This window comes from Micromonospora sp. WMMA1949 (assembly GCF_027460145.1).
Classification (GTDB): domain Bacteria; phylum Actinomycetota; class Actinomycetes; order Mycobacteriales; family Micromonosporaceae; genus Micromonospora.
Window position 1 is genome coordinate 6,094,235 of sequence record NZ_JAPZBG010000001.1, and the last position, 23,827, is coordinate 6,118,061.

A 23,827-nucleotide genomic window follows, 5' to 3' on the forward strand; every position below is an offset into this window, starting at 1 on the left:
ATGGCGACCTCGGAGGCCGGCGTCACCGGCCGGTACCTGGCGGCGGTGCGGGCCGGCACCGAGCAGCCGGCGGCGTACCTGCCGCCCCGCGGCAAGCGGTACCCCGGTGCGGCCCGCCGGCCGCTGCGGTGGCCCGGCCCGGGGTCCGTGCCGCTCGGCGACGGCCGCCTCGACCGGCTCAGCGCGATGCTTCTCGGGTACGCGCCACGCCGGGCGGAGACGATCACGCTGGCCGGGCTGTCCGCGCTGACCGGCGCCCCGCTGGACACGCCCACGCCGTCGCGGCTGCTGCCCGGCTGGCACACGCTGCGCCGGTCGGTGCCCTCCGGCGGGGCGTTCCACCCCAACGAGATCTACCTCGCCTGGGCCGGCTCCCCCGACCTCGCGGCCGGCGTCTACCACTACGACCCGCCACACCACTGCCTGGAACTGCTGCGCCCGGGCAGCCCGGCCGCCCGGCTCGACCGGCTTCTCGGGGTCGCGGCGGCACCCCGGCACGCGCTGCTGCTGACCCACCGGCCGTGGAAGAACACCAGCAAGTACGGAGCGTTCGGCTACCGGCTGGGCATCGTCGACTCCGGTGTCCTGCTGGCCCAGTTGCTCACGTCGCCGGTGGACGCGACACCGCGCCTGGACCTCGATCCGGCGCTCGCCGGTGAGCTGCTCGGACTCGACGCCGAGTTGGAGGCCACCTACGCGGCGATCGAGTTCCCCGCGGACGCGGACGTCCCCTGCACACCGCTCGCATCCGGCGGGCCGCCCCCGGCGACCGGGCTGGACCACGACCGGCTCGGCCGCGACGCCGCCCACCCGAGCGCGGTGGCGCTGCACCGGGCGACGTACGGCCGGGGCGCCGACCGCGAGCCTCCTGCGCTCGACCGCGTCCCGGCCCAGCGCCTCCCGGCGGGTCGGCCGCTCGATCTGCCGCCGGCCCGGCCGCTCGACCTGGTCGCGGCCGCCGCCCGCCGCGCGTCCGCGGCGAACCTCGGCCCCGGGCTGACCGCCGGGCAGGTCGCCGACATCCTGGCCTGCGCCGCCGGGCGGGCCGGGTCGCCGGCGCTGGCGGCGCTGGCCCGGCAGCGGCTGTACCCGGAGATCTGGTGCCTCGCCCGGACCGTCGACGGCATCCCGGCCGACGCGTACCGCTACCAGCCGCACCGGCACCGGCTGGTGCCGACCGGGCCGCCGGGAGCGGACGACGACGCGGCGGCGTACCCGCACCGGGTCGACCGCCGGATGGTCACCCGCGGCGCGACCCTCTACCTGGTCCACGCCGGGAGCCGGCCTGTCGACCAGCTCACCCCGGCCTCGTTCCACCGGCTGCACCTGCTCGCCGGCGTGGCCCTTCACCTGGCCGGGCTCGCCGCCACCGCGACCGGCGCGGCGAGCCGGGCGCTGGGCGGCCTCGCCGCCGACGCGGTCGCCGCCCGGCTCGGCCTGCCGGACGGGGCGACGCCGCTGACGCAACTGCTGGTCGGCACGCCCGCGCCGCGTCCCGGGGTGCTGGCGGCCCATCTCACCGAAGGGAACCCTCATGGCTGAACAGGACGTTCCGGCGCTCGTCGGCACCCCCACGCCGGACACGGTGCTCGCGGCGGTCGCCGAGCACGGCGCGGTGCTGCTGCGCGGCGGGTGGCGGCACGAGGACTACGTCGCGCTCGGCGACGCGCTGATGACCGCGTCGCCGTACCAGGGCGGGTTCCACGACGAGCGGGACGTGATCGGCGGTGACCCGACGACGACCACGGTCACGCGGGGAACGCAGGGCATGCCGCTGCACCGGGAGGCGTCGTACGCGCCGGGCGCGCCGGACCTGCTGATGTTCCGGTGCGAGCGGCCCGCCGCCGACGGCGGGGCCACCACGCTGTGCGACGGTCTCGCGCTGCTGGCCGGCCTGCCCGCCGCGGTCCGCGCCGCCTGCGAGGAGCTGACGCTGCGCTGGGAGAGCGCGCTGCCCACAACGGTGTGGCAGCAGATGTGCGGCACGACCGACCCGGCCGCGGCGGAGCGGATGCTGCGGCAGTGGGAGCCGTACCTGCGGCCGTGGGAGTCGATCCACATCGACGTGGACGAGGACGCGATGACTGTCGGCTTCGGCACCCGGTGCACGCCGCCGACCCTCTTCGAAGGCGTGCCGGCGTTCTGCAACTCGCTGTTCATCAGCCGCCCGCAGCCCGGCGAGTACCACGACCGGCGGCTGCGGGTGCGCTCCGGTACCGGCGCACCGGTGCCCGAGGACCTCGTGGCCACCGCCGCGGACGTCGCCGCGCGGCTGACGGTGGCGGTGCCGTGGCGGTCCGGTGACGTGCTGGTCGTGGACAACTCCCGGTACCTGCACGGCCGGCAGGCGTTCACCGACGCCGGACGCGCGGTCGCGGTACGGATGGGCCACCTGCGGAAGGAGGCGGCCGCGTGAGGGTCAAGCTCCGCGACGACCTGATGTACGTACCGGTCGACGACGGCGTGTACCTGGAGACGGGACTCGCCGGCACGCACGTGGCGGGCGCGTCGGCGTACAGCCTCGTGCAGCGGCTCGCCCCGCACCTGGACGGCACCCGCACGGTGGAGGCGCTGACCGCGGGTCTCCCCCCGGCGCAGCGGCAGCTCGTCACCGACCTGGTCCGGATGCTGGTGCGGCGCGGCATCGCCCGCGACCTCGACAGCGAGCCGCCACACACGTTGCGGGACTGGGAACTCGACACCTACCGGGACTCGATCGCGTTCGCCGAGCACGTCACCGACGCGCCGCTGAGCCGCTTCGAGGCGTTCCGCGACGGACGGGTGCTGCTCGTCGGCGCCGGCGCCGGCATGCTCGCGCTCGTCCGGACGCTGTTCGAACTCGGGCTGCGTACGGCTTCGCTGGTCGAGACCGCCGAGACCGGCAACGAACGTGACGGCTTCCGGCGGATCGTCGAGCGGCGTCGTGCCCAGGACCCGACGACCGGGCTGACGCTGCTGGACGCGGCCGCCGCCCTCGACACCGACGAAGGGCTCACCGGCCTGCTGGCGGGGTACGACGCGGTGCTGCACTGCGCCGCGCGGCCGATGGCCGGGCGGGCGACGCGGCTGAACCGGGCGGCCCGGGCGATCGGGGTGCCCGTCCTGCACGCGGTGCCCGGCGGCGCGGAGGCGTGGATCGGCCCCACCGGCGGCGGCGTCACCGGCGGCTGCTGGGAGTGCGGCCTGCTCAGCCGGCAGGGCGCCGGGCTCCCCGCGGGTGACGGCGACGAGCCGGACACGACGTCCGAGTGGCTGTCGGCACCGGTCTGCGGCCTGATCGGCGCGGCGCTCGGGTTCGCGTACCTGCGCCACCGCCTGGGAGCGGAGACCACCGCCACGAACCGGCTGACCCGCGTGGACCTGGAAAGCGCTGTCACCAGCGAACATCTGCTCGACGTGCACCCCCGCTGCCGCTCCTGCCGGCCCTCGGCCCCGTACGCCGATCTCGCCGCGCACGTCGACGCGATGGCCGCCCGCACGCCGGTGGACGTCGAGGAGTTCGTCGCCCGGATGCCGTTCCTGGTCGACGCGCGGCTGGGCCCGCTGCTGGCCATCGACACCGGCGCCCACTCGCAGATCTCGGTCAGCTGCGTCGAGGCGACGGTCGTGGACCTGGCCGGCGGCGCCCCGCGGCTGCTCACCGCCGTCGGCGGCAGCCGGGAGCAGGCGTTGCTGCGCGCGGCCACGGCGGCACTGGAGACGCTCGCGGCGCGGGCCTGCGCCGACGACGCCGCCACGGCGTGGTGGGACACCGCGCGTGGCGCTCTCGTCGACGCGCAGCCGGACGGCGAGGTGATCGCCGGCGGTCACACCTGGGCGGAGGCGCAGGGCCGGGCGATCCTGAAACTGCGACGCGCGGCCGCGACCCCGCCGGAGGCCACCACCGCCGACGGTGGGCCGCCCGGCGGCTGGCTCGACCCGGCGCGGTGGCCGGAGCCGACCCGCGTCATGGCCCACGAGCTGGCCCTCCTGGGCCACGAGCCGCGGGCGTGGCACGACGGATCGAGCACCCCGACCGTGTTCGTCGCCGCCGGCGACAGATGGGTCGCCCACAGCTGTGCCACCGACACGGACACCGCCCTGGCGAACGCGATGCAGGCGGCGGTCGCCGTCCTGACCGGACGCCGCCCGGACGGCGCCGAGATCGGACCGGACGTGGGCGGCTACGACTGGGACACGGCGCTGCCGCCGCTGCTGCGCGAGCTGGCACGCGACGGGCGGTCGCTGCTGGTACGGCCGGCCGACTCGCTGCCCGGGGCGCAGCGGGTGATGCCGTTCATGATCAGGGCGGCGTGGTCGCCACGAGCGGGGAGCAGCGCATGACCGACGTCACGACCACACCGGCCGTCCCCGCCTCGTCCGACGTGGCACCTCGTCCCGGCCTGCGGATCCTCGGCGCCGGCGCGCTGCGCCGGGAGGTGGAACAGGCACTGCGCGCCGCCCCGGTCGCCGACGTCGACGTCTTCGTCGTCGACGGGCCGCCGGAGGACGTCGCCGTGGCCGCCCGGGCGGCTGCCGACGCCGGCCGTGCCTTCCTGCCGGTGTACACCACACCGCGCGGCGTACGGATCGGCCCGTACGTCACACCCGGGCGGCCGGGCTGCCACCACTGCGTCCAGGTGCGCGAACGCCGGGCGCGGACCACCGGGACACCGCACCGGTCCGCGCTGTGGCAGGCGCTCTACGACGGCAACGTGCCGCCCGCCCGGCCCGTCCTCGGCCCGCCGGTACGCGCCACGGTCGCCGCGCTCGTGGCCGACGAGCTGCGCCGGGTCGCCCAGGGCGGCGACGGCCGGTGCGCGGAAGCGGTGCTGGAGGTCGCCACGGCCTCGCTGACCGTCAAGCGGCACCGGTTCGTCCCCGAACCCGGCTGCCCGGTGTGCGACCCGTTGCCGGACGACAGCCCGGCCGCCGGCACCTTCACGCTGACGTCCCGGCCGAAGCGGGCACCCGGCGACTACCGGGCCCGCAGCCTCCCCGACGAGCACCTCGCCCTGCTGGCGGCGCTGCACGACGAGGAGACCGGGCTGCTGTCGTCGATCACCGTCCACCACAACCATCCGATGGTCCTCGCCGGCGCGATCGGCGGCCCGTTGTGCTGTGGTGAACTGGCCGGCTACGGCCGGACCTTCACCTACCCGGCGAGCGTGGCCGTCGCCGTCGCCGAGGCGCTGGAACGGCTCGGCGGCAACGTCCCGCGCGCCCGCCGTACCGTCACCCGCGCCTCGTTCCGCGAACTCGGGCCGCGGCGGGCCGTCGAGCCGACGGCGCTCGGGCTGCCGCCCGCGCCGCCCGACGACCACGCGGTCGCGTACGACCCGGACCGGCCCGTGGAATGGGTGTACGCCTACTCGTTCCGGCGCGACGGCCCGGTGCTGGTGCCGGAGACCTTCGCCTACTACGGCTCGCACGGCACGGGTTTCGGTCCGGAGTGCTCCAACGGCTGCGCGCTGGGCGCGAACCTCGAAGAGGCGATCCTGCACGGCATCTTCGAGGTCGCCGAACGGGACGCCTTCCTGTCCACCTGGTACGCCCGGCTACCCGTGCCGCGCGTGGACCCGATGACCTCCGCCGACCCGATGACCCGCGTGCTCGTCGACTGGATCCAGCGGACCACCGGCAGCCGCCTGGACGTCTTCGACATCACCATGCCCGAAGGCATCCCGGCGGTGTGGCTGATGCTCGTCGACGACGAGGTGCGGCCCGGACGTCCCCGGGCGTTCTGCGGTGCGGGGGCGCACCTGGACCCGGAGCGCGCCCTGTGGTCCGCGCTGGTGGAACTCGCCAGCGTCGCCGAGGCCACCCGGGAGATGGTCGCCGAGGACACCACGGCCGCCGGTCTCGTCGCCGACTCCGGCCTGGTCCGGACCATGGAGGACCACCTGCTGGCGGCGGCCAGTCCGGACGCCTGGCCACGCTTCGCGTTCCTGTACGAGCGCGACGAGATCCGGTCCATGGCGGAGGCCTTTCCGCCGGCGGCGCGCTACCGCCCGGCCACGGACCTGCTCGACGACCTGCGGCACGTGGCCGGACGCTACCTCGACGAGGGCCTGGACGTGGTGGTCGTCGACCAGACCGCCCGCGAGCAGGCGGCCGTCGGCCTCACCAGCGTGAAGGTGCTGATCCCGGGGCTGCTGCCGATGACGTTCGGTCACCGCAACCGGCGCGTCGACCTGCCCCGGCTGCGCGAGCTGCCGGTCCGGCTCGGACACCGGGCCGAACCGCTCGCTCCGGAGGAGATCAACCCGTATCCGCACCCGTTCCCGTGACCGTCCCATGTGCGCGGAGGCGTCGGAGAGTGATGAGGATCGCTCACCGCGCGCGAGAGGATCCGGCACAGTAGGTTGGCAGGGTGACTGGACGGTTCCGGTTGCCGATCGACGTCAGCACCTTCCCGGTGGCCCTCGATCGGTGTCCGGCCCAGGCCGTCGTCGGCGACCTGGTGCCGACGCCCGGCCGGCCATCCGGTCGCTCCTGACCACCGCTCGTCGCCGCCACCGATGCCGGCGTGCCTCACCATGCATGGACGGAGATCCACGTGACCACTCTGCGGGTCGGCGCTCAGCCCGCCACCGCGACGGACCGGCTCCACCGGCCCACCCTCACCTCCCGGCCGGCGCCCCCGTCGCCGGCCGGGGCCGCGCCCCGGACCCGGCGCATCCTGATGCTGTCGTGGGAGTACCCGCCGGTGCTCGTCGGCGGGCTCGGCCGCCACGTCCATGCGCTGTCCGTGGCGCTGGCCGCCGCCGGGCACGAGGTCACAGTCGTCACCCGCCACGCCGAGGGCGCTCCTCTCGAGGAGTACGCCGACGGCGTGCGCGTCGTCCGCGCCGCCGAGGATCCGGTCACCTTCCCCCTCGCCACCGGCTCGCTGCTCGCCTGGACGATGGCGTTCAACCACACCCTCACCCGGGCCGCGCTGCGCGCCGCCTCCGCCGGCTCGTACGACGTCATCCACGCCCACGACTGGCTCGTCGCGCACACCGCTATGACGCTGCGCGAGCACCTGGACGTGCCGCTGGTCAGCACCATCCACGCCACCGAGGCGGGCCGGCACCAGGGCTGGCTGCCGGAGGAGATGAACCGCACCATCCACGGCGTCGAGCACTGGCTCGCCGGCGAGTCCGGCCGGGTGATCGTCTGCTCCGGCTACATGCGCGACGAGGTGGGCGCGCTGTTCGACGTCGACGCCTCCCGCGTCGACGTGGTGCCCAACGGCGTCGAGCCGCACCGCTGGCGGGTGCCCGCGTCGGCGGTCGCCGCCGCCCGCGCCCGGTTCGCCGCCGACGGCCCGCTGGTCACGTTCGCCGGCCGCCTGGTGTACGAGAAGGGCGTGCAGCACCTGCTGGCCGGGCTGCCCCGGCTGCGCGAGCGGCACCCCGGGCTGCGCGCGGTGATCGTCGGCGACGGACCGTACAAGGCGGACCTGGAGGCCGAGGTGCACCGCCTCGGGCTGGGCGGCACTGTCAGCATGCCCGGGTTCCTCGGCGGCACCGACCTGCCCGCCGTGATGGCCGCCTCGGACTGCTTCGCGGTGCCGAGCATCTACGAGCCGTTCGGCATGGTGGCGCTGGAGGGTGCCGCCGCGGGCGCGCCGCTCGCTGTCGCCCGTACCGGTGGGCTGGCCGAGATCGTCGAGCCGGGCGTCACCGGGATGACGTTCGCCCCGCACGACCCGGACGGCCTCGCCGAGGCGGTGCACACGCTGCTGTCGGACCGGGACCGGGCCCGTGCGCTCGCCCGGCGGGCCCGCGCCATGGTGCACGAGCAGTACGGCTGGGCGGCCATCGCGTCCCGTACGGCTGCCGCGTACGCCGCCGCCATCGCCGGCGACCCGGCGTTCACCGCCGCCCGCGCCCAGCACCGCATGGCACACGGCCAGCCCACGCCGCGCGTCCCCGAGGGCAACCTCCTCACCGCCGCCGGCCTGCGCTAGCCCCTCTCCCCCGCGATCTTGCACTTGGTGCCCGCAGGAGGTCCGGAGTGCCCGGAATACCCGGGCATCGAGTGCAAGACGCTTCTATGTGTGTGGTGATCGGTTCGGCTGGTTGCCGTTAGGGTTCGGCATCGATGATCACTTGGGTGACTCTTCGTCGATCCGGCTGCCCGTGGTGTGGGTGTGCCTTGTGCAAGACCTGTCCCCGGGTGATCGTCGGCGCCGGCCCGGCCCACCCTGCTGGCCTGATCAGAAGCCTGCCCGTGCGAGCACACGTGGCCCATCACAGATCTGCCGCCGTGGTGACTGCTTCCCGAGCCGACGCCGACTGTCCCGGTCGTCGCTGGCTAAGGAGCAACAATCCGAGATGACAAGGATCGTAGAGCGAGTCGCGGATCGCTACGACGTGGTGGTAGGGGTCGATACTCACACCGACACGCACACCGCCGCCGTGGTCGACCGTCTCGGCGCCGTGCTGGCGCAGGTCACCGTGCCCACCGACCCGGACGGGTTGGCCCGGCTGCTGGCCTTCGCCGTCGCGCACACCCCACCGCAGGGGCGCCGGTTGTGGGCGGTGGAAGGAACCCGGGCGCACGGTCAAGGGCTGTGCCGGGTGCTGACCGCTGCCGGTGAAGCGGTCAGCGAGGCACCCAAACCCGCCGCCGCGTCACGCCGGCGGGGCGGCAAGTCCGACCACCTGGATGCGGTCGCCGCCGCCCATACGGTGCTTGCCCTGCCCGCTGAGCGCATCGCCGTGCCCCGAAGCGACGGACCACGCGAGGCACTGCGTCTGCTGCTGATCTGCCGCCGACACCACAGCGACACCCGCACCGCCACGATCAACCTGGTCAAAGCGTTGATCCTGACCGCCGACGACACCCTGCGCGAGGCGCTACGCGGGCTGTCCACCACCACCCAGATCGCCCGCCTGGCCGCCCTCGACCTACCCGAAACCACCGACCTGCCCTGCGAGGAACACACCCGCCGCCGCGAACTGACCACCCTCGCCCGGCACATCCAAACCCTCGACGCCACCCTCGCCGACAACCACCGGCGCCTCCGAACCCTCGTCACACACCTGTGCCCACCCCTGCTCGACCAACCCGGCATCGGACCCGTCACCGCCGCGATCGCCCTCACCGCCTGGTCCCACCCCGGCCGCGTCCGATCAGAAGCCGCCTACGCCACCCTCGCCGGCACCGCCCCCATCCCCGCAGCCAGCGGCCGCACCAACCGCCACCGCCTCAACCGCGGCGGCGACAGAACCCTCAACAGCGCCCTACACACCATCGCCCTCACCCGCCGCCGCATCCACCCCGAAACCCGCGACTACATCACCCGACGCCGCACCGAAGGCCGCACCACCAAAGAAATCACCCGCTGCCTCAAGCGCTACATCGCCCGACAGATCTACCGCACCATCACCAACCACCACCGCACCACTTGACAACCCCCACTCACAGATCGGCGGGAGCGAGGGCGGCGCGCCGGAACAGGGGAAAGGCCGCCGGCCCCCGGGTGGGGGGGCGGCGGCCTTTCGCCGGGGTTGCGTCAGCGCTGGGAGGCGGGGACGTACGCCCGCTCGGTGGCACCGGTGTAGATCTGCCGCGGCCGACCGATCTTGGTCTCCGGGTCGTTGATCATCTCGCGCCACTGCGCGATCCAGCCGGGCAGCCGGCCGAGCGCGAACAGCACCGTGAACATCTTCGTCGGGAAGCCCATGGCCTTGTAGATCAGGCCGGTGTAGAAGTCCACGTTCGGGTAGAGCCGCCGGGACACGAAGAAGTCGTCGGCGAGCGCGATCTCCTCGAGCTGCACCGCGAGGTCCAGCAGCGGGTCCGGCTTGGCCATCCGGCCGAGCACGTCCTGGGCGGCCTTCTTCACGATGGCGGCACGCGGGTCGTAGTTCTTGTAGACCCGGTGCCCGAAGCCCATCAGCTTCACGCCGTCCTGCTTGTCCTTCACCTTCTGCACGAAGGAGCGGACGTCACCGCCGTCGGCCTGGATCTTCTGGAGCATCTCCAGCACGGCCTGGTTGGCGCCGCCGTGCAGCGGGCCGAACAGCGCGTTCACGCCGGCCGAGACCGAGGCGAACAGGTTGGCGTTGCTGGAGCCGACCAGCCGCACGGTCGAGGTGGAGCAGTTCTGCTCGTGGTCGGCGTGCAGGATGAACAGCATGTCCAGCACCCGGGCCACGACCGGGTCGACCTCGTACGGCTCGGCCGGTACACCGAACGTCATCCGCAGGAAGTTCTCGACGTAGCCCAGCGAGTTGTCCGGGTACAGCAGCGGCTGCCCGATCGACTTCTTGTACGCGTACGAGGCGATGGTGGGGACCTTCGCCATCAGCCGCACCGTGGACATCTCCACGTGCTCGGAGTCGAACGGGTCCAGGCTGTCCTGGTAGAAGGTCGAGATGGCGCTGACGGCCGAGGAGAGCACGGCCATCGGGTGCGCGTCGCGGGGGAACCCGTCGAAGAAGCGGCGCATCTCCTCGTGCAGCAGCGAGTGCCGCCGGATCCGCTCGCTGAACTCGGTGAGCTGCGCCTGGGTCGGCAGCTCGCCGTAGATCAGCAGGTAGGAGACCTCCAGGAAGGAGGACTTCTCGGCCAGCTGGTCGATCGGGTAACCGCGGTACCGCAGGATGCCGGCATCACCGTCGATGTAGGTGATGGCGGACGAGCAGGACGCGGTGTTCACGAAACCGGGGTCGTACGTGGTCATCCCGGTTTCCTTGAGCAGCTTGCTCACCCCGATCCCGGCGGGGCCCTCAACCGCGGACTGCACCGGCATCGACAGCTGCCCACCGGGGTGGTCGAGCTTGACTTCCGTCATCTGTTCCTCGCTTCGCCGGCAAGATCTTCGTTGAATTGCCTTCGCTTCTACCGTAATCACGGCGCGGAGAACACCGCTCGTCATGGTTTGAGGGTGAGGTGTGCGTCACCTGTTTCCCGGCCAGCCGGTCCGGAAACCGGATGGGAGCGCGGCCATGGGCATGTTCGGGAGGTCCGTCACGACAGCGTGAGCCGCCGCAGCGCCCCGTCGTCGCCGACCCGGTAGAGGTCGAGCCGGTTGACTCCGGCGGCGAACAGCCGGTCGTCGGCGAGCAGCGCGGCGAAGCGCCGTCCACCGGGATCCGGCGGCACCACGGGCACCACCGCGCCGACCGTTCCGTTGACCGCCACGGCGAGCCGGGTGCCGTCGGGCACGTCGTCCGGCACGGTGCCCCAGACCATCGCGGGCAGCCCGCCGCCGGCCGGGTCGACGGCGTCGAACGCGTCCCGGTTCGCCACCGTCGCGGACCCGCCCACCGGCACGTCACCGACCCGGGCGCCGACGAGCGGGTCGACGGGAACCGGCGGGAGCGGGGCGGGCACGCCGCCGGTGACGGTGACCGGCTGGCCGGGGCGGTCGTAGAAGCGCTTGTCGGCCCGCTCGCGCGGCGCCGCCTTCGCCGACCGGCCGTCCATCCGCCAGGGCACCCGCATGTGTGTCTCGTCGGCGATCGTGGGCAGCAGGTCGACGTGCTCCCAGTTGCGGTCGTCGACCCGTCCGGTGCGCTGGCCGGGTTCCTTGACGAACATCGGCACCCAGGCCACCTCGTTCGCGGCGTGGTCGATGGCGTCCATCCCCCGGCCCTGCCAGTCCCGGCGGAAGCTGACGCCGTGGTCGGCGGTGACCACCACCAGCGCCTTGTCGTAGAGGCCGGTGGCGCGCAGCGTCCGCAGCGTCTCGCCGATCAGCCGGTCGGTGTAGCCGAGCTGGGCGAGGTGCCGGGCGCGGGCCAGGTCGACCCACCCGGCGCCGTCGTTCGGCAGGTCGTCCGGCGCGGCGTAGTGCGCCCCGGACGGCAGGTACGCCCACGGCGAGTGCGGCATCAGCAGGTGCAGGAAGTGCAGCGTGGGCCGGGTGTCGGGGCGCAGCCCGGCGAGGAACGAGGTGAACCGGGCGGGCTGGTTGTCGTCGAGGGTGTCCCAGCGGAACTTCGGGTCGTCCGGCACCGGCTCGGCGGCGTCCAGGCCGGCCTCGGCGGCGGTCCGCTCACGGTAGGAGTCCTCCGGGTCGATCCGGCTGTCCACCGGCGCGGCGATCCGGCCCATCAGCTTGCCGCTCTCCCGGACCAGCACCCCGAGCCCCTGTTCCGGGGTGGTGGCCTGCTCGCAGCGGCTCGGCGGGCAGAGCCGGGTGATGCTCTCCTCGGCCTTGATCCGGTAGAGGCCGCCGAGCGCGGTGAACAGGTTGTCCGGGTACTGCGAGTAGTGCGGCGCCGATCCCCGCTCCGGGTAGCGGCCGGTGAGCATCGCGGGCAGCGCGTAGGGCGTCCAGCCGCTGACACCGGTGGCGTTGCGGTACCACGTCGACCCGCCGGCCAGCGCCGCGAAGTTCGGGTAGCGGGCGGCGTCGATCCGGCCGTCCGGCCCGAGCAGCGAGACGAGCGGCAGCTCGTCCAGCACGATCATGACCACCGGCGGGTGCGCGCCCGCGCCGGCCACACCGGCCGCGCCACCCTCGCCGCGCGGCAGCACCACCGCCGAGGCCGGCGAGGCGAACAGGAACAGCCCGACGAACACCAGCGGCCCGGCGGCGGCGACCCGCAGCACCCGCCGGGGCGCCCGCCACCGCCGGTGCGCGGCCGCTCCGGCGGCCCCGCCCACACCGGCGACAACGAGCAGGGGTACGCCCCGAAGCGGCGTCAGGTGCCGGCCGACCTGGACCGCCAGCGCGGCGAGCAGCAGGCCCACGAACGCGGTGTGCACGACGGTCCGGGTGAGGCGTCCGGCGGGCAGCGCGAGCGCGCCCAGCAGCGCGAACACCACCGTCGGTGCGAGCGCGATCAGGGCGACCAGGAGCAGCACGTCGGCCCGGGAGGCGCGGTGGAACAGGAAGAAGTCGGGGCTGCGGCCGAGCACGTCGAGCAGCGGCTGGGTGACCACCAGCCCGACCAGAGCCGTCACCTCTGCCAGCCGTGCCGCCTCGGACCGCCACCAGGGCGGGCGTTCCCGCCGGTCCGGGCCGGCCGTGTGGTCCCGGGGTGGCGCGAGGGTGCGCTCAGCCACCCACCACCACCTGGTAGAGCGTGCGGGTGCCGGACGGCAGCTCGGTACGGGCGACCACTCGGCCCCGGCGGGCGAGCAGCGCCTCGAAGACGTCCCGCCGGTAGTCCGGGAACAGGCCGTCCGGCTTGTTCGCCAGCAGGCGGCGGGCCATCGGGTCGTCCGGGTGGACGAACTCCACCACCAGGCTGCCGCCGGTGGCGGTGAGCGCGGTGAGCTGGTCGAGCACCTCGGGCAGCGGGACGTTGCGCCCGATCGCGAGGTGGTGCACCACGGCCAGGGCCAGGACGGTGTCCGCGCGGGCCCGGTCGGTGAACGCGGCCCGCTCGACGCCACGCCAGCCGCCGCCCGGCGACGGGTCGGCCAGGTCCATCACCAGCGGCAGGATGCGTGTCTCACCCTCGTCGCGCAGCGCGCGGTAGAGCGTGTCGACCACCGCCGGGTCCTGCTCGACGGCGACGACGTGCGCGGCGTGCCGGGCGGCGATGCGGGCGTACCGGCCGTCGTTGGCGCCCAGGTCCAGAGCCGCGCCGCCTCCGACGGCGGCCACCGCCCGGTCGACGAACTCCTCCTTGGCCTGCCGGTCCGGCACCGAGTACGCGCAGGTGCGCTGGTAGTCCGACCAGTGGCTGTCGCCGGGCCGGTGGTCGAGGCGGCGGACCAGCTTCGTCAGCCCGCGTACCGTGGCCAGCGCCAGCTCCCGGGAGAACCCGGCGGCGCGCAGCTGGGCGCGGACGTCAGTGGTGCTGGCGGCGGAGTTGCGGGCCTGCATGGCGCCGTGCAGGTGCACGTGGGTGGGCACGCCGGCCCGCCAGCGCCGGGTGCCGCCGAACAGCCGGCGCATCTGGTCCGGTTCGACGCCGTCGACGCGGGCGCGCAGGAACGGCTGGAAGTCCAGCCCGAGGTGGGCCTGGATCAGCAGCGGGTAGAGCAGCGTCTGGCAGAACTGCCGGTAGCCGGCCCACGGTTCGCCGTCGCGCAGCGCCTCGAACGAGCCGACGTCGATGAAGACCGGCCGGGCCCCACGCCACTGCACGTTGTACGCCGAGCCGTCCTTGGTGGTGAAGCCGGCCTCGAGGGCGGCGCGCAGCACGTCCAGGTGCAGCAGCGCGGCGTCGCGCAGCATCGCGGCCGACCACTCGTAGGGGTGCGAGACGAACGGGATCCGCTCGTGCCGCAGCACCGCCGTCCAGGGCGCGTCGACGGGGGTCGGGGTCAGTTCCTCGGTGCCGACGATCTGCCCGGTGGTGACGGCCTGCCGGAAGAAGTCGGTGACGGACAGCGCCCGCCAGTCCCGGGCGGAGCGCTCGTCGAGCCCGCGCAGCACCTCCTCGCCCTGGTGGAACACCCGGTTGCCGGGGTCGCGGAAGGAGCCGGGTTCGACGCGGACGCCGGTGTCGGGGACCGTCACGCCGCCGGGCCCTGGTCGGTGGGCTGACGCCGGAACCGGGACACCAGGCGACGCCAGTAGAGCTTGGCGGCAACGGCCACCCCGGCCACCCCGCCGACCACCGCCTGCACGATGAGACTGCCGGATCCCGCGTCCAGGTAGGCCAGATGCGTCACGGCTGCTTTCCTTCCGTCGGTCATCGGAGCACGCCCGGTATGCGAGCTTTATTGCTCATGGCCGGACTTGTCCCTCACCGTAACGTCTCGACGACCGGCCGCGCGGCCACACCGGCCACTCGTCCCCCGTCCGATCCGTTCAAGACGGGCCGGGCCGGTCGCGCCTACGGTGGCCGCATGACACCGCAGTTCGATCTGGTCGGGGCCGTGGTCACCGACATGGCCCGCACGCTCGACTTCTACCGGCGGCTGGGGCTGCCGATCCCGGCCGGCGCCGAGACCGAGGGGCACGTCGAGGTCACCCTGCCGAACGGCGTACGGCTGGCCTGGGACACGGTCGAGGTGATCCGCAGTTTCCATCCCGAGTTCGACCCGTCCGGCGGCAACAACCGGATGAGCCTGGCCTTCCGGTGCGCCGACCCGGCCGAGGTGGACCGGTGGTACGCCGAGCTGACCGGCGCCGGACACCACGGTGAGATGCCGCCGTGGGACGCGTTCTGGGGCCAGCGGTACGCGGTCCTGCACGACCCGGACGGCAACGGCGTGGACCTGTTCGCCCCGCTGCCCGCGGCCGACTAGACAGCCCCGGCGGCCGGCTCGGGTGCGGCCGGCCCCGACTGGTCAGCTCGCCTGCGGGCGGCGGGGCCGGGGCGAGCAGCCGGGTCGGCGGCACCCCGGCAAGGTCCCGCACCTCGCGGGTCAGGTGGGCCTGGTCGGCGTACCCGCTGCGCACCGCCACCTCGGCGAGCGCCGCGCCGGTGCGGGCCAGGTCCAGCGCCCGACGCATCCGCAGGATGCGGGCGAGCGTCTTCGGGCCGTACCCGAAAAGGGCCCGGCTGCGGCGGTGCAGGGCGCGCGGGCCGAGGCCGACCTCGACGGCGGTCGCGGCGACTGTTGCCCCGGCAGCCAGACGGGCGGCGACGTGCGCGCCGAGCGGGTCGGGGCCACCGGCGGCGCGCAGCCGGTCGCGGGCGACCCGGGTGAGCACCGCGGCGGGCCCGTCGCCCGGCGTGGCCGGCGCCGCCTCGACCCGCTCGGTCACCTCGGCGGCGGCGCGGCCCCACAGGTCGGCCAGCGGTACGCGGCGGTCCCGCAGTTCCTCGGCCGGCACCCCGAACACGGCCGGGCCGGTCCCCGGCGGCAGGCGCAGCCCGATCCACCGGTCCCCCGGCGCGGACCGCGACAGATAAGCGGTGCGGTCCGGACCCGCGACCAGCAGCCCGGACCGGCTGGACCAGAGCAGATCCAGGCACCCGTCCGGCAGCACCCGCGTCTCACTCCCGCCGGACACGCTGCTCCACAGCACCCCGCCGGGGATCCCCGCCGCCTCCCACTCCCGGTACACACCCCAACCCTGCCACCCTCCCCGTCGATCATGAAGTTGACGGCACCGGCGCCCGGCGTGTCGCGCCGCCAACCTCATGATCGACGGGGTGTTCGGGGGCCGCGTCAGGGGCGGTGGTGCATGGCCAGGCGGAGCAGGAGGAAGCGCAGGGCCGTGGCGGCCAGGTTGGCGGCCACCAGGACGGTCAGCTCCCATCCTCGGCTCGGGGGTGTGGTGGCGTGCAGCGCGGCCAGGGAACCGCTGGTCAGGGCCAGGCCGAGCGCGAACGCCAGCAGGCCCTGGAGGTGGTGCCGACCGGCGTGCCGGCGTCCGCTGACCCCGAACGTGAGCCGCCGGTTGGCCGCCGTGTTCGCGACCGCGGTGAGCAGCAGCGCCAGCAGGTTCGCCGGTTGCGCCCCGAGCGGGCCGCGGGCCAGCAAGAACAACAGCAGGTACGCGAGCGTGCTCGCCACCCCCACCGCGGCGAACCGCACGAGCTGGCGGGGCAGGCCGATCGGCACCTGCGCCGGCGGGACCGGCAACGGCCCACGGCCGAGCTGGGCGCGCAGCTGCGCCAGCGGCAGCGCCCCGGTGACCAGCGCCGGGCCCAGCCGCCCGATGCCCCGCAGGTCGGCCAGCGCGGTCGCGACGATGTCGACCCGGCTGTCCGGGTCGTCCACCCAGTCCACCGGCACCTCGTGGATGCGCAGCCCGGCCCGCTGCGCCAGGACCAGCAGCTCGGTGTCGAAGAACCAACCCGTGTCGCGGACGAGCGGCAGCAGTTCGGCGGCCACGTCGGCGCGGATCGCCTTGAACCCGCACTGGGCGTCGGAGAAACGCGCCGCCAGCGCACCGCGCAGCAGCAGGTTGTAGCCGCGCGAGATGACCTCCCGCTTGGCGCCCCGGACCACCCGGCTGGTGCGGGCCAGCCGGGTGCCGATGGCCAGGTCCGAGTGCCCGGAGATCAGCGGCGCGACCAGCGGCAGCAGCGCGGCCAGGTCGGTGGACAGGTCCACGTCCATGTACGCGAGCACCGGCGCCGGCGACGCCGACCACGCGGCCCGCAGCGCCCGCCCGCGGCCCTTCTCGTCCAGGCGCAGCACCCCCACCTCGGGCAGCTCGTCGGCGAGCGCCCGCGCCACCGCCGGCGTGCCGTCCACGCTGGCGTTGTCGGCCACCGTGATCCGGAACGGGTACGGGAAGTGCGCGGTCAGGTGCGCGTGCAGCCGCCGGACACAGGGGCCCAGATCGGCCTCCTCGTTGTACACCGGTACCACCACGTCGAGCACCGCGCTGCCGGCAGCGGGCCGGGCCTGCACGGCGGCCCGGGGCACGTACGTCTCCGTCACGGCTCAGCCCTGCTTCCCGCTGCTCAGGTCGTACACGGTCACGCCGTCGACGGTGGTGGCGGTGAAGGTGTCGGCGACCCACGCGGCGATCTCGGACGAGGCGTTGCTGCCCCCGTTGGCGCGGAACCCGCCGCCGCCGAGGAAGTAGTGGATCCGCCCGTCGGCGACGTACCGCTGGAACTGGGCGAGCGTCGGCGACGGGTCGCTGCCGTTGAAGCCGCCGATCGGCATGACCGGCCGGCGCGTGGCCAGCTGGTAGCCGGAGGCGTTGTTCGAGCCGACAGTGGCGGCGACCCAGGTGTAGTCGTCGGCGTCGGCGGTGAGCAGCGCGGTCATCTCGGCGCTGGGCTCACGGGCGTCGAGCAGCCCGCCCATGCCCCCGCCGCGCTGCCCCCGCCCCTCCGGCCCGGTCCCGCCGCTGCCGGTGCCACCGGTCCAGCCGGGGAAGCCGCCCTGGCCAGGGATGCCGCCCGGCGTGGTGCCGTCCTGCCCGGTGCCGCCGTCCTGACCGGTGCCGCCCTCCGGGCCGGTGCCGCCGGGCGCGCCCGGGGCAGAACCACCATCCGGGAATCCGGGGAATCCACCAGCGTTCGCCCCGCCGTTCTGGCCGGTGCCGTTCTGGCCGGTGCCGTCCGGACCCGTGCCATTGGAGCCGGTGCCGTTCGGAAAGCCCGGGAAGCCCGGGAACTGCCCGCCGCCCGGACCACCGGGGAACTGCCCGTTCGCGCCGCCCGGCATCCGGCCGCCCGGTCCACCGGGGCCGCCGAAGCCACCCGCTCCGGCCGGCCCGGCGCTCGGGATCGAGCCGGAGTGCGGGGTGGCGGCGGTCTGCATCGCGTACGCGGCCGGCCCGGCCAGCGCCACCGCGATCCCGGCGACAGCCACCACCGGCACGGCCCACCGCACAACCCGCCCGGCGAACCCGGCCCGGTGCCCCACCGTCGCCCCCGCCGCCGCCTCGGAGTGGACCAAGGAGTTCGCGTCTCCCTGAACGCCACTTCCGGACACAAACTCCTTGATCACCGGGGCGGGCGGGGAGGCGAGGGAGGGCGGGGAGGCGAGGGAGGGCGGGACGGTCCGGTGGGTGAGGAACGCCGAGGTGACCAGGAGGGCGGCCGCGGTCAGGCCGAGGGCCAGCACCGTGGGGCGCAGCCAGGGGTGCCAGTCGGGGGTACGGCCGAGCAGGTGCCAGGACCACCAGGCGGTGACCGCCAGCGCGCCGGCCAGCACCAGTGTGGCGGCGAGCCGGCGCCACCGGGCCGGTGCAGCGCCTGCCGGCGCCGGTGCCGCACCGGCCCGCCACAGCACGGTGACGCCGATGCCGGCCAGCGCGCCGACCGCCGGGGCCAGGGCGACCGTGTAGTACGCGTGGAAGATCCCGGACATGAAGCTGAAGATCAGTCCGGTGACCAGCAGCCAGCCGCCCCACAGCAGCAGACCGGCCCGGGTCCGGTCGGTACGCGGTGCCCGCCCGGCCAGCCACAGCCCGGCGACCAGCAGGATCAGCGCGGCCGGCAGCAGCCAGGAGATCTGCCCGCCGACCTCGGTGTCGAACATCCGCAGCAGCCCGGTCCGGCCGGAGAACGGGCCGCCGCCTCCCCCACCGGGCCGGCCGCCGCCGACGCTGCCCACCTCGTCGCCGGTGAGGCGGCCGAGGCCGTTGTAGCCGAGCGTCAGCTCCAGGATGCTGTTGTTCTGCGAGCCGCCGATGTAGGGGCGGGCGCTCGCCGGCACCAGCTCGACGACCGCCACCCACCAGCCGGCGGAGACGACGACGGCGAGCCCGGCGAGCAGGAGCTGGCGGATCCGCCGTCCGAGGCCGGTCGGCGCGGCCAGCAGGTAGACCATGGCGAAGACCGGGATCACCAGGAACGCCTGGAGCATCTTGGTGAGGAAGCCGAAGCCGACGAGCACGCCGGTCAGGGCGATCCACCGGGTGCTCGCCGTCTCGACCGCGCGCACCGTCGTGTACGCGGCGGCGACGAGCAGGAACACCAGCAGCGCGTCCGGGTTGTTGAACCGGAACATCAGCGTCGCCACCGGGGTGAGCGCGAGCACCGCACCGGCGAGCAGGCCGGCGGCCGGGCCGTACCAGCGGCGGACGGTCGCGTACAGCACGCCGACCGAGGCGACGCCGAGCAGCGCCTGCGGCACCAGGATCGACCAGCCGCTGAGGCCGAAGACGCGCACGGACAGCGCCATCAGCCACAGCGAGGCGGGCGTCTTGTCCACGGTGATGGAGTTGGCCGCGTCGGACGAGCCGTAGAAGAACGCCGTCCAGCTCTGCGAGCCCGCCTGCACGGCGGCCGAGTAGAACGCGTTGGCCCAGCCGGAGGCGCCCAGGCCCCACAGGTAGAGCAGCGCGGTCACGGCCAGCAGGCCGAGCAGGGCCGGTCGGGCCCAGCGCGGGTCGCGGTCGGTGCGGGTCTTCCGGGGTACGGGCGCAGCGCCCGGCAGGCTCTCGGTTCGGTCCATGCCGGCAAGCCTCGGAGGGCCCGCTGGCCCGCTCCCGTGTGTGGCCTATGCGTCTGCTGTGGATCCGGGCAGCCACACCGTGAACGCGGTGTGGCCGGGCCGGCTGACCACGTCGACCCGGCCGTGGTGCGCCTCCACCACGGCGGCGACGATGGCCAGGCCGAGCCCGGTGCTGCCCTGGGCCCGGGAGCGGGAGCTGTCGCCGCGGGCGAAGCGCTCGAAGACCTCCGGCTGCAACTGCTCCGGAATGCCGGGGCCGTCGTCGGTGACGCGCAGCTCGACGCCTCCGGCGGCGGGCGCGAGCCGGACGGTGACGGTAGTGCCGGCCGGGGTGTGCACCCGCGCGTTGGCGAGCAGGTTCGCCAGCACCTGGTGCAGCCGGTGGGCGTCGCCGGTGACGGTGAGCGGCTCGTCGGGCAGGTCGAGTTGCCAGCGGTGGTCGGGGCCGGCGACGTGCGCGTCGCTGACCGCGTTCACCGCCGTGGCGGTCAGGTCGACCGGCTCGGCGGCCAGCGGGCGGCCGGAGTCCAGCCGGGCCAGCAGCAGCAGGTCGTCGACGAGGCTGGTCATCCGGGTGCTCTCCGACTCGACCCGGCGCAGCGCGTGCGCCACGTCGGGCGGCACCTCCTGATGGCCCCGGCGGGCCACCTCGGCGTACCCGCGGATGGCGGCCAGGGGTGTGCGCAGCTCGTGGCTGGCGTCGGCGACGAACTGGCGTACCCGTGTCTCGCTGGCCTGCCGGGCGGAGAGCGCGGCGGCGACGTGGCCGAGCATCCGGTTGAGCGCGCCGCCGACCTGACCGACCTCGGTGCGGGGATCGGTGTCGACGGCCGGGACCCGCACGGACAGGGCGACCTCACCGCGGTCCAGCGGCAGTTCGGTGACCCGGGCGGCGGTGGCGGCGACCCGGTTGAGCGGGCGCAGCGTGGCCCGGACGATGAGCGTGCCGAGGGCGCCGGCGATGACCAGGCCGGCGCCGATGACCCCGGCCTGCGCGACGATCATCCACATGACCGTGTCGTCCACCTGGGCCAGCGGGATCGCGAGGACCAGCACGTCGCCGTCGCCGCGCGGCGAACGCAGCGCGACCGTCCGGTAGTCGCCCCGGTCGCCGACGGCGACGGTACGCGGGCGTTCGCCGACCGGTACGCCGGCCAGCGTCGTCAGGTCGCCGGCGGGCACCTCCTCGCTGCCACCGCTCTCGGACCGGATCCGGCCCACGGGTGCGGCGGCGGCGGGCACCCGGACCGCGATCGAGCCCGGTGGGAAGCCGCCGGGCGGGTCCGGCGCCACCTCGTCGTCGTCCGGTGGGAGGGGCCGCTGGTCCGGGCGCGGCGGGTCGATGCCACGGCGGGCCCAGCGGTCGAAGTCGGCGGGCCGCCGGTCGCCGAAGCTGAGCTGGTTGTCGATCTGGTCGATCAGGAAGTGCCGCAGCGCCACTGTGGTCAGGCCGCCGATGCCGACGCTGACCAGTGCCAGCAGCGCCACCACGGAGAGCACGAGCCGGCGGCGCAGCGACCAGCCGGCCAGGCGGCGGCGCAGCCGTCCGCGCCCGTCACTCGGCGGGTTTGAGGACATAACCCGCCCCGCGCAGGGTGTGGATCATGGGCGCCCGGCCCGCGTCGATCTTCTTGCGCAGGTACGAGATGTACAGCTCGACCACGTTGGCCTGACCGCCGAAGTCGTAGTTCCACACCCGGTCGAGGATCTGCGCCTTGCTGAGCACGCGGCGCGGGTTGCGCATGAGGTAGCGCAGCAGCTCGAACTCGGTGGCGGTGAGGGTGATCAGGTCGTCGCCGCGGCGTACCTCGTGGCTGTCCTCGTCGAGGGTGAGGTCGCCGACGGTGAGCACCGCCTCCTGGCGGGCGGCGACCGCGAAGCCGGAGCGGCGCAGCAGCGCGCGCAGCCGGGCGATGACCTCCTCCAGGCTGAACGGCTTGGTCACGTAGTCGTCGCCGCCGACGGTGAGCCCGGCGACGCGCTCCTCCACCGCGTCGCGGGCGGTGAGGAACAGCACCGGCACGCTCGGGGACTCCTCACGCAGGCGCCGCAGCACCTGGAAGCCGTCCAGGTCGGGCAGCATCACGTCGAGCACCACGGCGTCCGGGCGGAACTGGCGGGCGGTGCTGATCGCCGCCATCCCGTTGCCTGCGGTCGCGACCTGCCAGCCCTCGTACCGCAGGGCCATGGACAGCAGGTCGGTGAGGGTCGGCTCGTCGTCCACGACGAGCACCCGCACCGGTTCGCCGTCCGGTCGGTGCAGCTCGATGCGGCCCTGCGCGGACTGCGCGTTCATGACCATGCCCCCATCGTGGGCGGACCCGCTGTCGCCGGGCTGTCCCGATCCTGTGTACCAGCTGTGCGCGCCCTGCGGTGACGATCCGGGCAGGTCGGGCCGGGTCTTCCGTACCCGGGCTACCCGGTGGTAACTTCCCGGCATGTCCATCGACGGTCGTTTTTCCGGCCGGCTGGCCGGCAAGGTGGTGCTGGTGACCGGCGCGGCCCGGGGCATCGGCGAGCACACCGCCCGCCTCGCCGCCGCCCGCGGCGCCCGGTTGTCCCTCGTCGGGCTGGAACCCGACCGGCTGGCCGCGCTCGCCGCCGAGCTGGGCCCGGGGCACGTCTGGTTCGCCGCCGACGTCACCGACCAGCAGGCGCTGGCCGAGGCGGCCGACGGCACCGTGGCGGCGCTGGGCGGGATCGACGCGGTGGTCGCCAACGCCGGAGTCGCCAACCGCGGCACGATCGCCGTCGGCGACGTCGAGGCGCTGGTGCGTACGGTCGAGGTCAACCTGATCGGGGTCGTGCGCACCGCCGCGGCGACGGTCCCGGCGCTGGTCGACCGGGGCGGCTACCTGCTGATCGTCTCCTCGGCCGCGGCGTTCGCCGCGCTGCCCGGCATGGCCGCCTACTGCGCCTCCAAGGCGGGCGTCGAGCAGTTCGGCAACGCGATCCGCCTCGAACTGGCGCACCGGGGCGTGGCGGTCGGCACCGCCCACCCGTCGTGGGTGGACACCGACCTGGTCCGCGAGGCGCGCGCCGACCTGCCGGCCTTCTCCACGGCGCTGGCCAGGCTGCCGTGGCCGCTGCGGCGTACCACCACTGTGGCCGAGTGCGCCGAGGCGTTCGTCAGGGCCGTCGAGCGCCGCAGCCGCCGGGTGTACGTGCCGCGCGCCGTGGCCGGCGTGCAGGCCGTACGGTCGGTGCTGGTCAGCCCGCTGGCCGACCGCCTGGTGGGCCGCACCGCCCGGGCCACCGTGCCGCTGATCGAGGAGCAGTCCCGGGCACTGGGCCGGGGCTTCGGCGCCAGCACACCGCAGGGGCGGCCGTGACCGCGCCGGTGGAGGTCGTCTACGAGCGCCGGGGCGCCGGGCCCGCGCTGGTGCTGCTGCACGGCATCGGTCACCACGGCGGCGCCTGGCGCCCGGTGCTGGACCGGCTCGCCGAGGCGCACGACGTGATCGCCGTCGACCTGCCGGGCTTCGGCCGCTCCCCGATGCCCACCGCCGGGCTGCCCGCCGACATGCCCGGCCTCGTCGCCGCCGTGGCCGAACTGTTCGCCGCGTTCGGGCTGGAGCGCCCGCACGTCGCCGGGAACAGCCTCGGCGGGGCGATCGCGCTGGAGCTGGCCGCGCTCGGGGTGGTCTCGTCGGCCACCGCGCTGTCGCCGGCCGGCTTCTGCACCGCGCGTGAGCTGCGCTGGGCGCTGACCGTGCTCTCCCTGCACCGCAACGCGGCCCGGCTGCCCGAACCGGTGCTGCGCCGCCTGTTCGCCGCGCCCGCGCTGCGGATGCTGGCGATGGGCATGATCCTGGCCCGGCCCAACCGGATGGCACTGGACGACGCGCTCGCCGACGCCCGCGCGCTGCGCCAGGCGCGGGCGTTCCGCGCCGTCGCTCGCGCCGGGCGGGGGTACGCCTACGCGGGCGCGCCGACAGTGCCGGTGACGGTGGCCTGGGGTACGCGGGACCGGATCCTGCCCTACCGGCAGGCCGCGCTGGCGCGTACCCGGCTGCCCGCCGCGCGGCACCTGGACCTGCCCGGCTGCGGGCACGTGCCGATGCACGACGACCCGGAGCTGGTCGCCTCGGTCATCCTGGGCACCACCCGGCCGGACTGAGCC

At 74.8% G+C, this 23,827-nt stretch carries 17 protein-coding genes and 1 pseudogene; 9 read left to right on the top strand and 9 right to left on the bottom strand.

Going from position 1 to position 23,827, the window contains the following annotated elements; all coding sequences use genetic code 11:
- The 6 genes from O7607_RS28530 (at position 1) to O7607_RS28555 (ending at position 9,383) form a co-directional block, all read left to right on the top strand.
- A complete protein-coding gene (locus O7607_RS28530; RefSeq protein WP_269706538.1) occupies positions 1-1,542 on the top strand; it encodes a hypothetical protein in 1,542 nt (513 codons plus the stop codon).
- Complete coding sequence (locus O7607_RS28535) at positions 1,535-2,416, top strand: TauD/TfdA family dioxygenase (protein WP_269706539.1); 882 nt, start codon at positions 1,535-1,537, stop codon at positions 2,414-2,416. The genes O7607_RS28530 and O7607_RS28535 overlap by 8 nt, the downstream gene beginning before the upstream one ends.
- On the top strand, positions 2,413-4,323 hold the full coding sequence (locus O7607_RS28540; protein WP_269706540.1) for a hypothetical protein: 1,911 nt from the start codon (positions 2,413-2,415) through the stop codon (positions 4,321-4,323). The genes O7607_RS28535 and O7607_RS28540 overlap by 4 nt, the downstream gene beginning before the upstream one ends.
- The gene (locus tag O7607_RS28545; protein ID WP_269706541.1) at positions 4,320-6,269 is read left to right on the top strand and encodes a TOMM precursor leader peptide-binding protein; all 1,950 of its coding nucleotides are present in this window, start codon (positions 4,320-4,322) and stop codon (positions 6,267-6,269) included. The genes O7607_RS28540 and O7607_RS28545 overlap by 4 nt, the downstream gene beginning before the upstream one ends.
- A gap of 269 nt (positions 6,270-6,538) precedes the next feature.
- Positions 6,539-7,936, top strand: coding sequence for a glycosyltransferase family 4 protein (locus O7607_RS28550; protein ID WP_269706542.1), 1,398 nt, complete (start codon positions 6,539-6,541; stop codon positions 7,934-7,936).
- Between the two features lie 367 nt (positions 7,937-8,303).
- Positions 8,304-9,383 carry an IS110 family transposase gene (locus tag O7607_RS28555; RefSeq protein ID WP_269702002.1) on the top strand — a complete coding sequence of 360 codons (1,080 nt, stop codon included), beginning with the start codon at positions 8,304-8,306 and terminating at the stop codon, positions 9,381-9,383.
- Positions 9,384-9,487: 104 nt separating this feature from the next.
- On the opposite strand, the gene O7607_RS28560 is transcribed toward O7607_RS28555, so the two are convergent.
- The 4 genes from O7607_RS28560 to O7607_RS28575 form a co-directional block, all read right to left on the bottom strand.
- Entirely contained in the window at positions 9,488-10,771 is a 1,284-nt protein-coding gene (locus O7607_RS28560) for a citrate synthase (RefSeq protein WP_269706544.1), read from the bottom strand.
- Between the two features lie 176 nt (positions 10,772-10,947).
- A complete protein-coding gene (locus O7607_RS28565; protein ID WP_269706545.1) occupies positions 10,948-12,993 on the bottom strand; it encodes a sulfatase-like hydrolase/transferase in 2,046 nt (681 codons plus the stop codon).
- Positions 12,986-14,401: a methyltransferase domain-containing protein gene (locus tag O7607_RS28570; protein WP_269706546.1), complete on the bottom strand. Its 1,416-nt coding sequence runs from the start codon at positions 14,399-14,401 to the stop codon at positions 12,986-12,988. Before O7607_RS28570 ends, O7607_RS28565 begins: the two co-directional genes overlap by 8 nt.
- Positions 14,398-14,556 (bottom strand): hypothetical protein, encoded by a 159-nt coding sequence (locus tag O7607_RS28575; RefSeq protein WP_018787270.1) that lies wholly within the window; start codon positions 14,554-14,556, stop codon positions 14,398-14,400. The genes O7607_RS28570 and O7607_RS28575 overlap by 4 nt, the downstream gene beginning before the upstream one ends.
- Positions 14,557-14,733: 177 nt before the next feature.
- On the opposite strand from O7607_RS28575, the gene O7607_RS28580 reads away from it, so the two are divergent.
- A complete protein-coding gene (locus O7607_RS28580) occupies positions 14,734-15,135 on the top strand; it encodes a VOC family protein (RefSeq protein WP_269706547.1) in 402 nt (133 codons plus the stop codon).
- Between the two features lie 70 nt (positions 15,136-15,205).
- On the opposite strand, the pseudogene O7607_RS28585 reads toward O7607_RS28580, so the two are convergent.
- From O7607_RS28585 to O7607_RS28605, 5 genes and pseudogenes are all read right to left on the bottom strand, one after another.
- Positions 15,206-15,901, bottom strand: a pseudogene (locus tag O7607_RS28585) (helix-turn-helix domain-containing protein); the annotation flags it as partial.
- Between the two features lie 104 nt (positions 15,902-16,005).
- Positions 16,006-17,229, bottom strand: coding sequence for a dolichyl-phosphate beta-glucosyltransferase (locus tag O7607_RS28590; protein ID WP_269706548.1), 1,224 nt, complete (start codon positions 17,227-17,229; stop codon positions 16,006-16,008).
- Between the two features lie 3 nt (positions 17,230-17,232).
- Positions 17,233-19,704, bottom strand: a complete 2,472-nt coding sequence (locus O7607_RS28595) for an ArnT family glycosyltransferase (RefSeq protein ID WP_269706549.1) — start codon at positions 19,702-19,704, stop codon at positions 17,233-17,235.
- Between the two features lie 45 nt (positions 19,705-19,749).
- Entirely contained in the window at positions 19,750-21,282 is a 1,533-nt protein-coding gene (locus O7607_RS28600) for a sensor histidine kinase (RefSeq protein WP_269706550.1), read from the bottom strand.
- Positions 21,260-22,006: a response regulator transcription factor gene (locus O7607_RS28605; RefSeq protein WP_393156002.1), complete on the bottom strand. Its 747-nt coding sequence runs from the start codon at positions 22,004-22,006 to the stop codon at positions 21,260-21,262. Before O7607_RS28605 ends, O7607_RS28600 begins: the two co-directional genes overlap by 23 nt.
- A gap of 136 nt (positions 22,007-22,142) precedes the next feature.
- Here O7607_RS28605 and O7607_RS28610 point away from each other — a divergent pair, with 136 nt between their 5' ends.
- Together O7607_RS28610 and O7607_RS28615 are read left to right on the top strand one after the other, a co-directional pair.
- Complete coding sequence (locus tag O7607_RS28610) at positions 22,143-23,036, top strand: SDR family oxidoreductase (RefSeq protein WP_269706551.1); 894 nt, start codon at positions 22,143-22,145, stop codon at positions 23,034-23,036.
- Positions 23,033-23,824: an alpha/beta fold hydrolase gene (locus tag O7607_RS28615; RefSeq protein WP_269706552.1), complete on the top strand. Its 792-nt coding sequence runs from the start codon at positions 23,033-23,035 to the stop codon at positions 23,822-23,824. Before O7607_RS28610 ends, O7607_RS28615 begins: the two co-directional genes overlap by 4 nt.
- Positions 23,825-23,827: the final 3 nt, after the last annotated feature.

Coding starts and splice junctions, on each gene's coding strand:
- O7607_RS28530 (WP_269706538.1), top strand. CDS start 1: ATGGCGACCTCGGAGGCCGGCGTCACCGGCCGGTACCTGGCGGCGGTG.
- O7607_RS28535 (WP_269706539.1), top strand. CDS start 1,535: ATGGCTGAACAGGACGTTCCGGCGCTCGTCGGCACCCCCACGCCGGAC.
- O7607_RS28545 (WP_269706541.1), top strand. CDS start 4,320: ATGACCGACGTCACGACCACACCGGCCGTCCCCGCCTCGTCCGACGTG.
- O7607_RS28555 (WP_269702002.1), top strand. CDS start 8,304: ATGACAAGGATCGTAGAGCGAGTCGCGGATCGCTACGACGTGGTGGTA.
- O7607_RS28560 (WP_269706544.1), bottom strand. CDS start 10,771: ATGACGGAAGTCAAGCTCGACCACCCCGGTGGGCAGCTGTCGATGCCG.
- O7607_RS28580 (WP_269706547.1), top strand. CDS start 14,734: ATGACACCGCAGTTCGATCTGGTCGGGGCCGTGGTCACCGACATGGCC.
- O7607_RS28595 (WP_269706549.1), bottom strand. CDS start 19,704: ATGGACCGAACCGAGAGCCTGCCGGGCGCTGCGCCCGTACCCCGGAAG.
- O7607_RS28600 (WP_269706550.1), bottom strand. CDS start 21,282: ATGTCCTCAAACCCGCCGAGTGACGGGCGCGGACGGCTGCGCCGCCGC.
- O7607_RS28605 (WP_393156002.1), bottom strand. CDS start 22,006: ATGGTCATGAACGCGCAGTCCGCGCAGGGCCGCATCGAGCTGCACCGA.
- O7607_RS28610 (WP_269706551.1), top strand. CDS start 22,143: ATGTCCATCGACGGTCGTTTTTCCGGCCGGCTGGCCGGCAAGGTGGTG.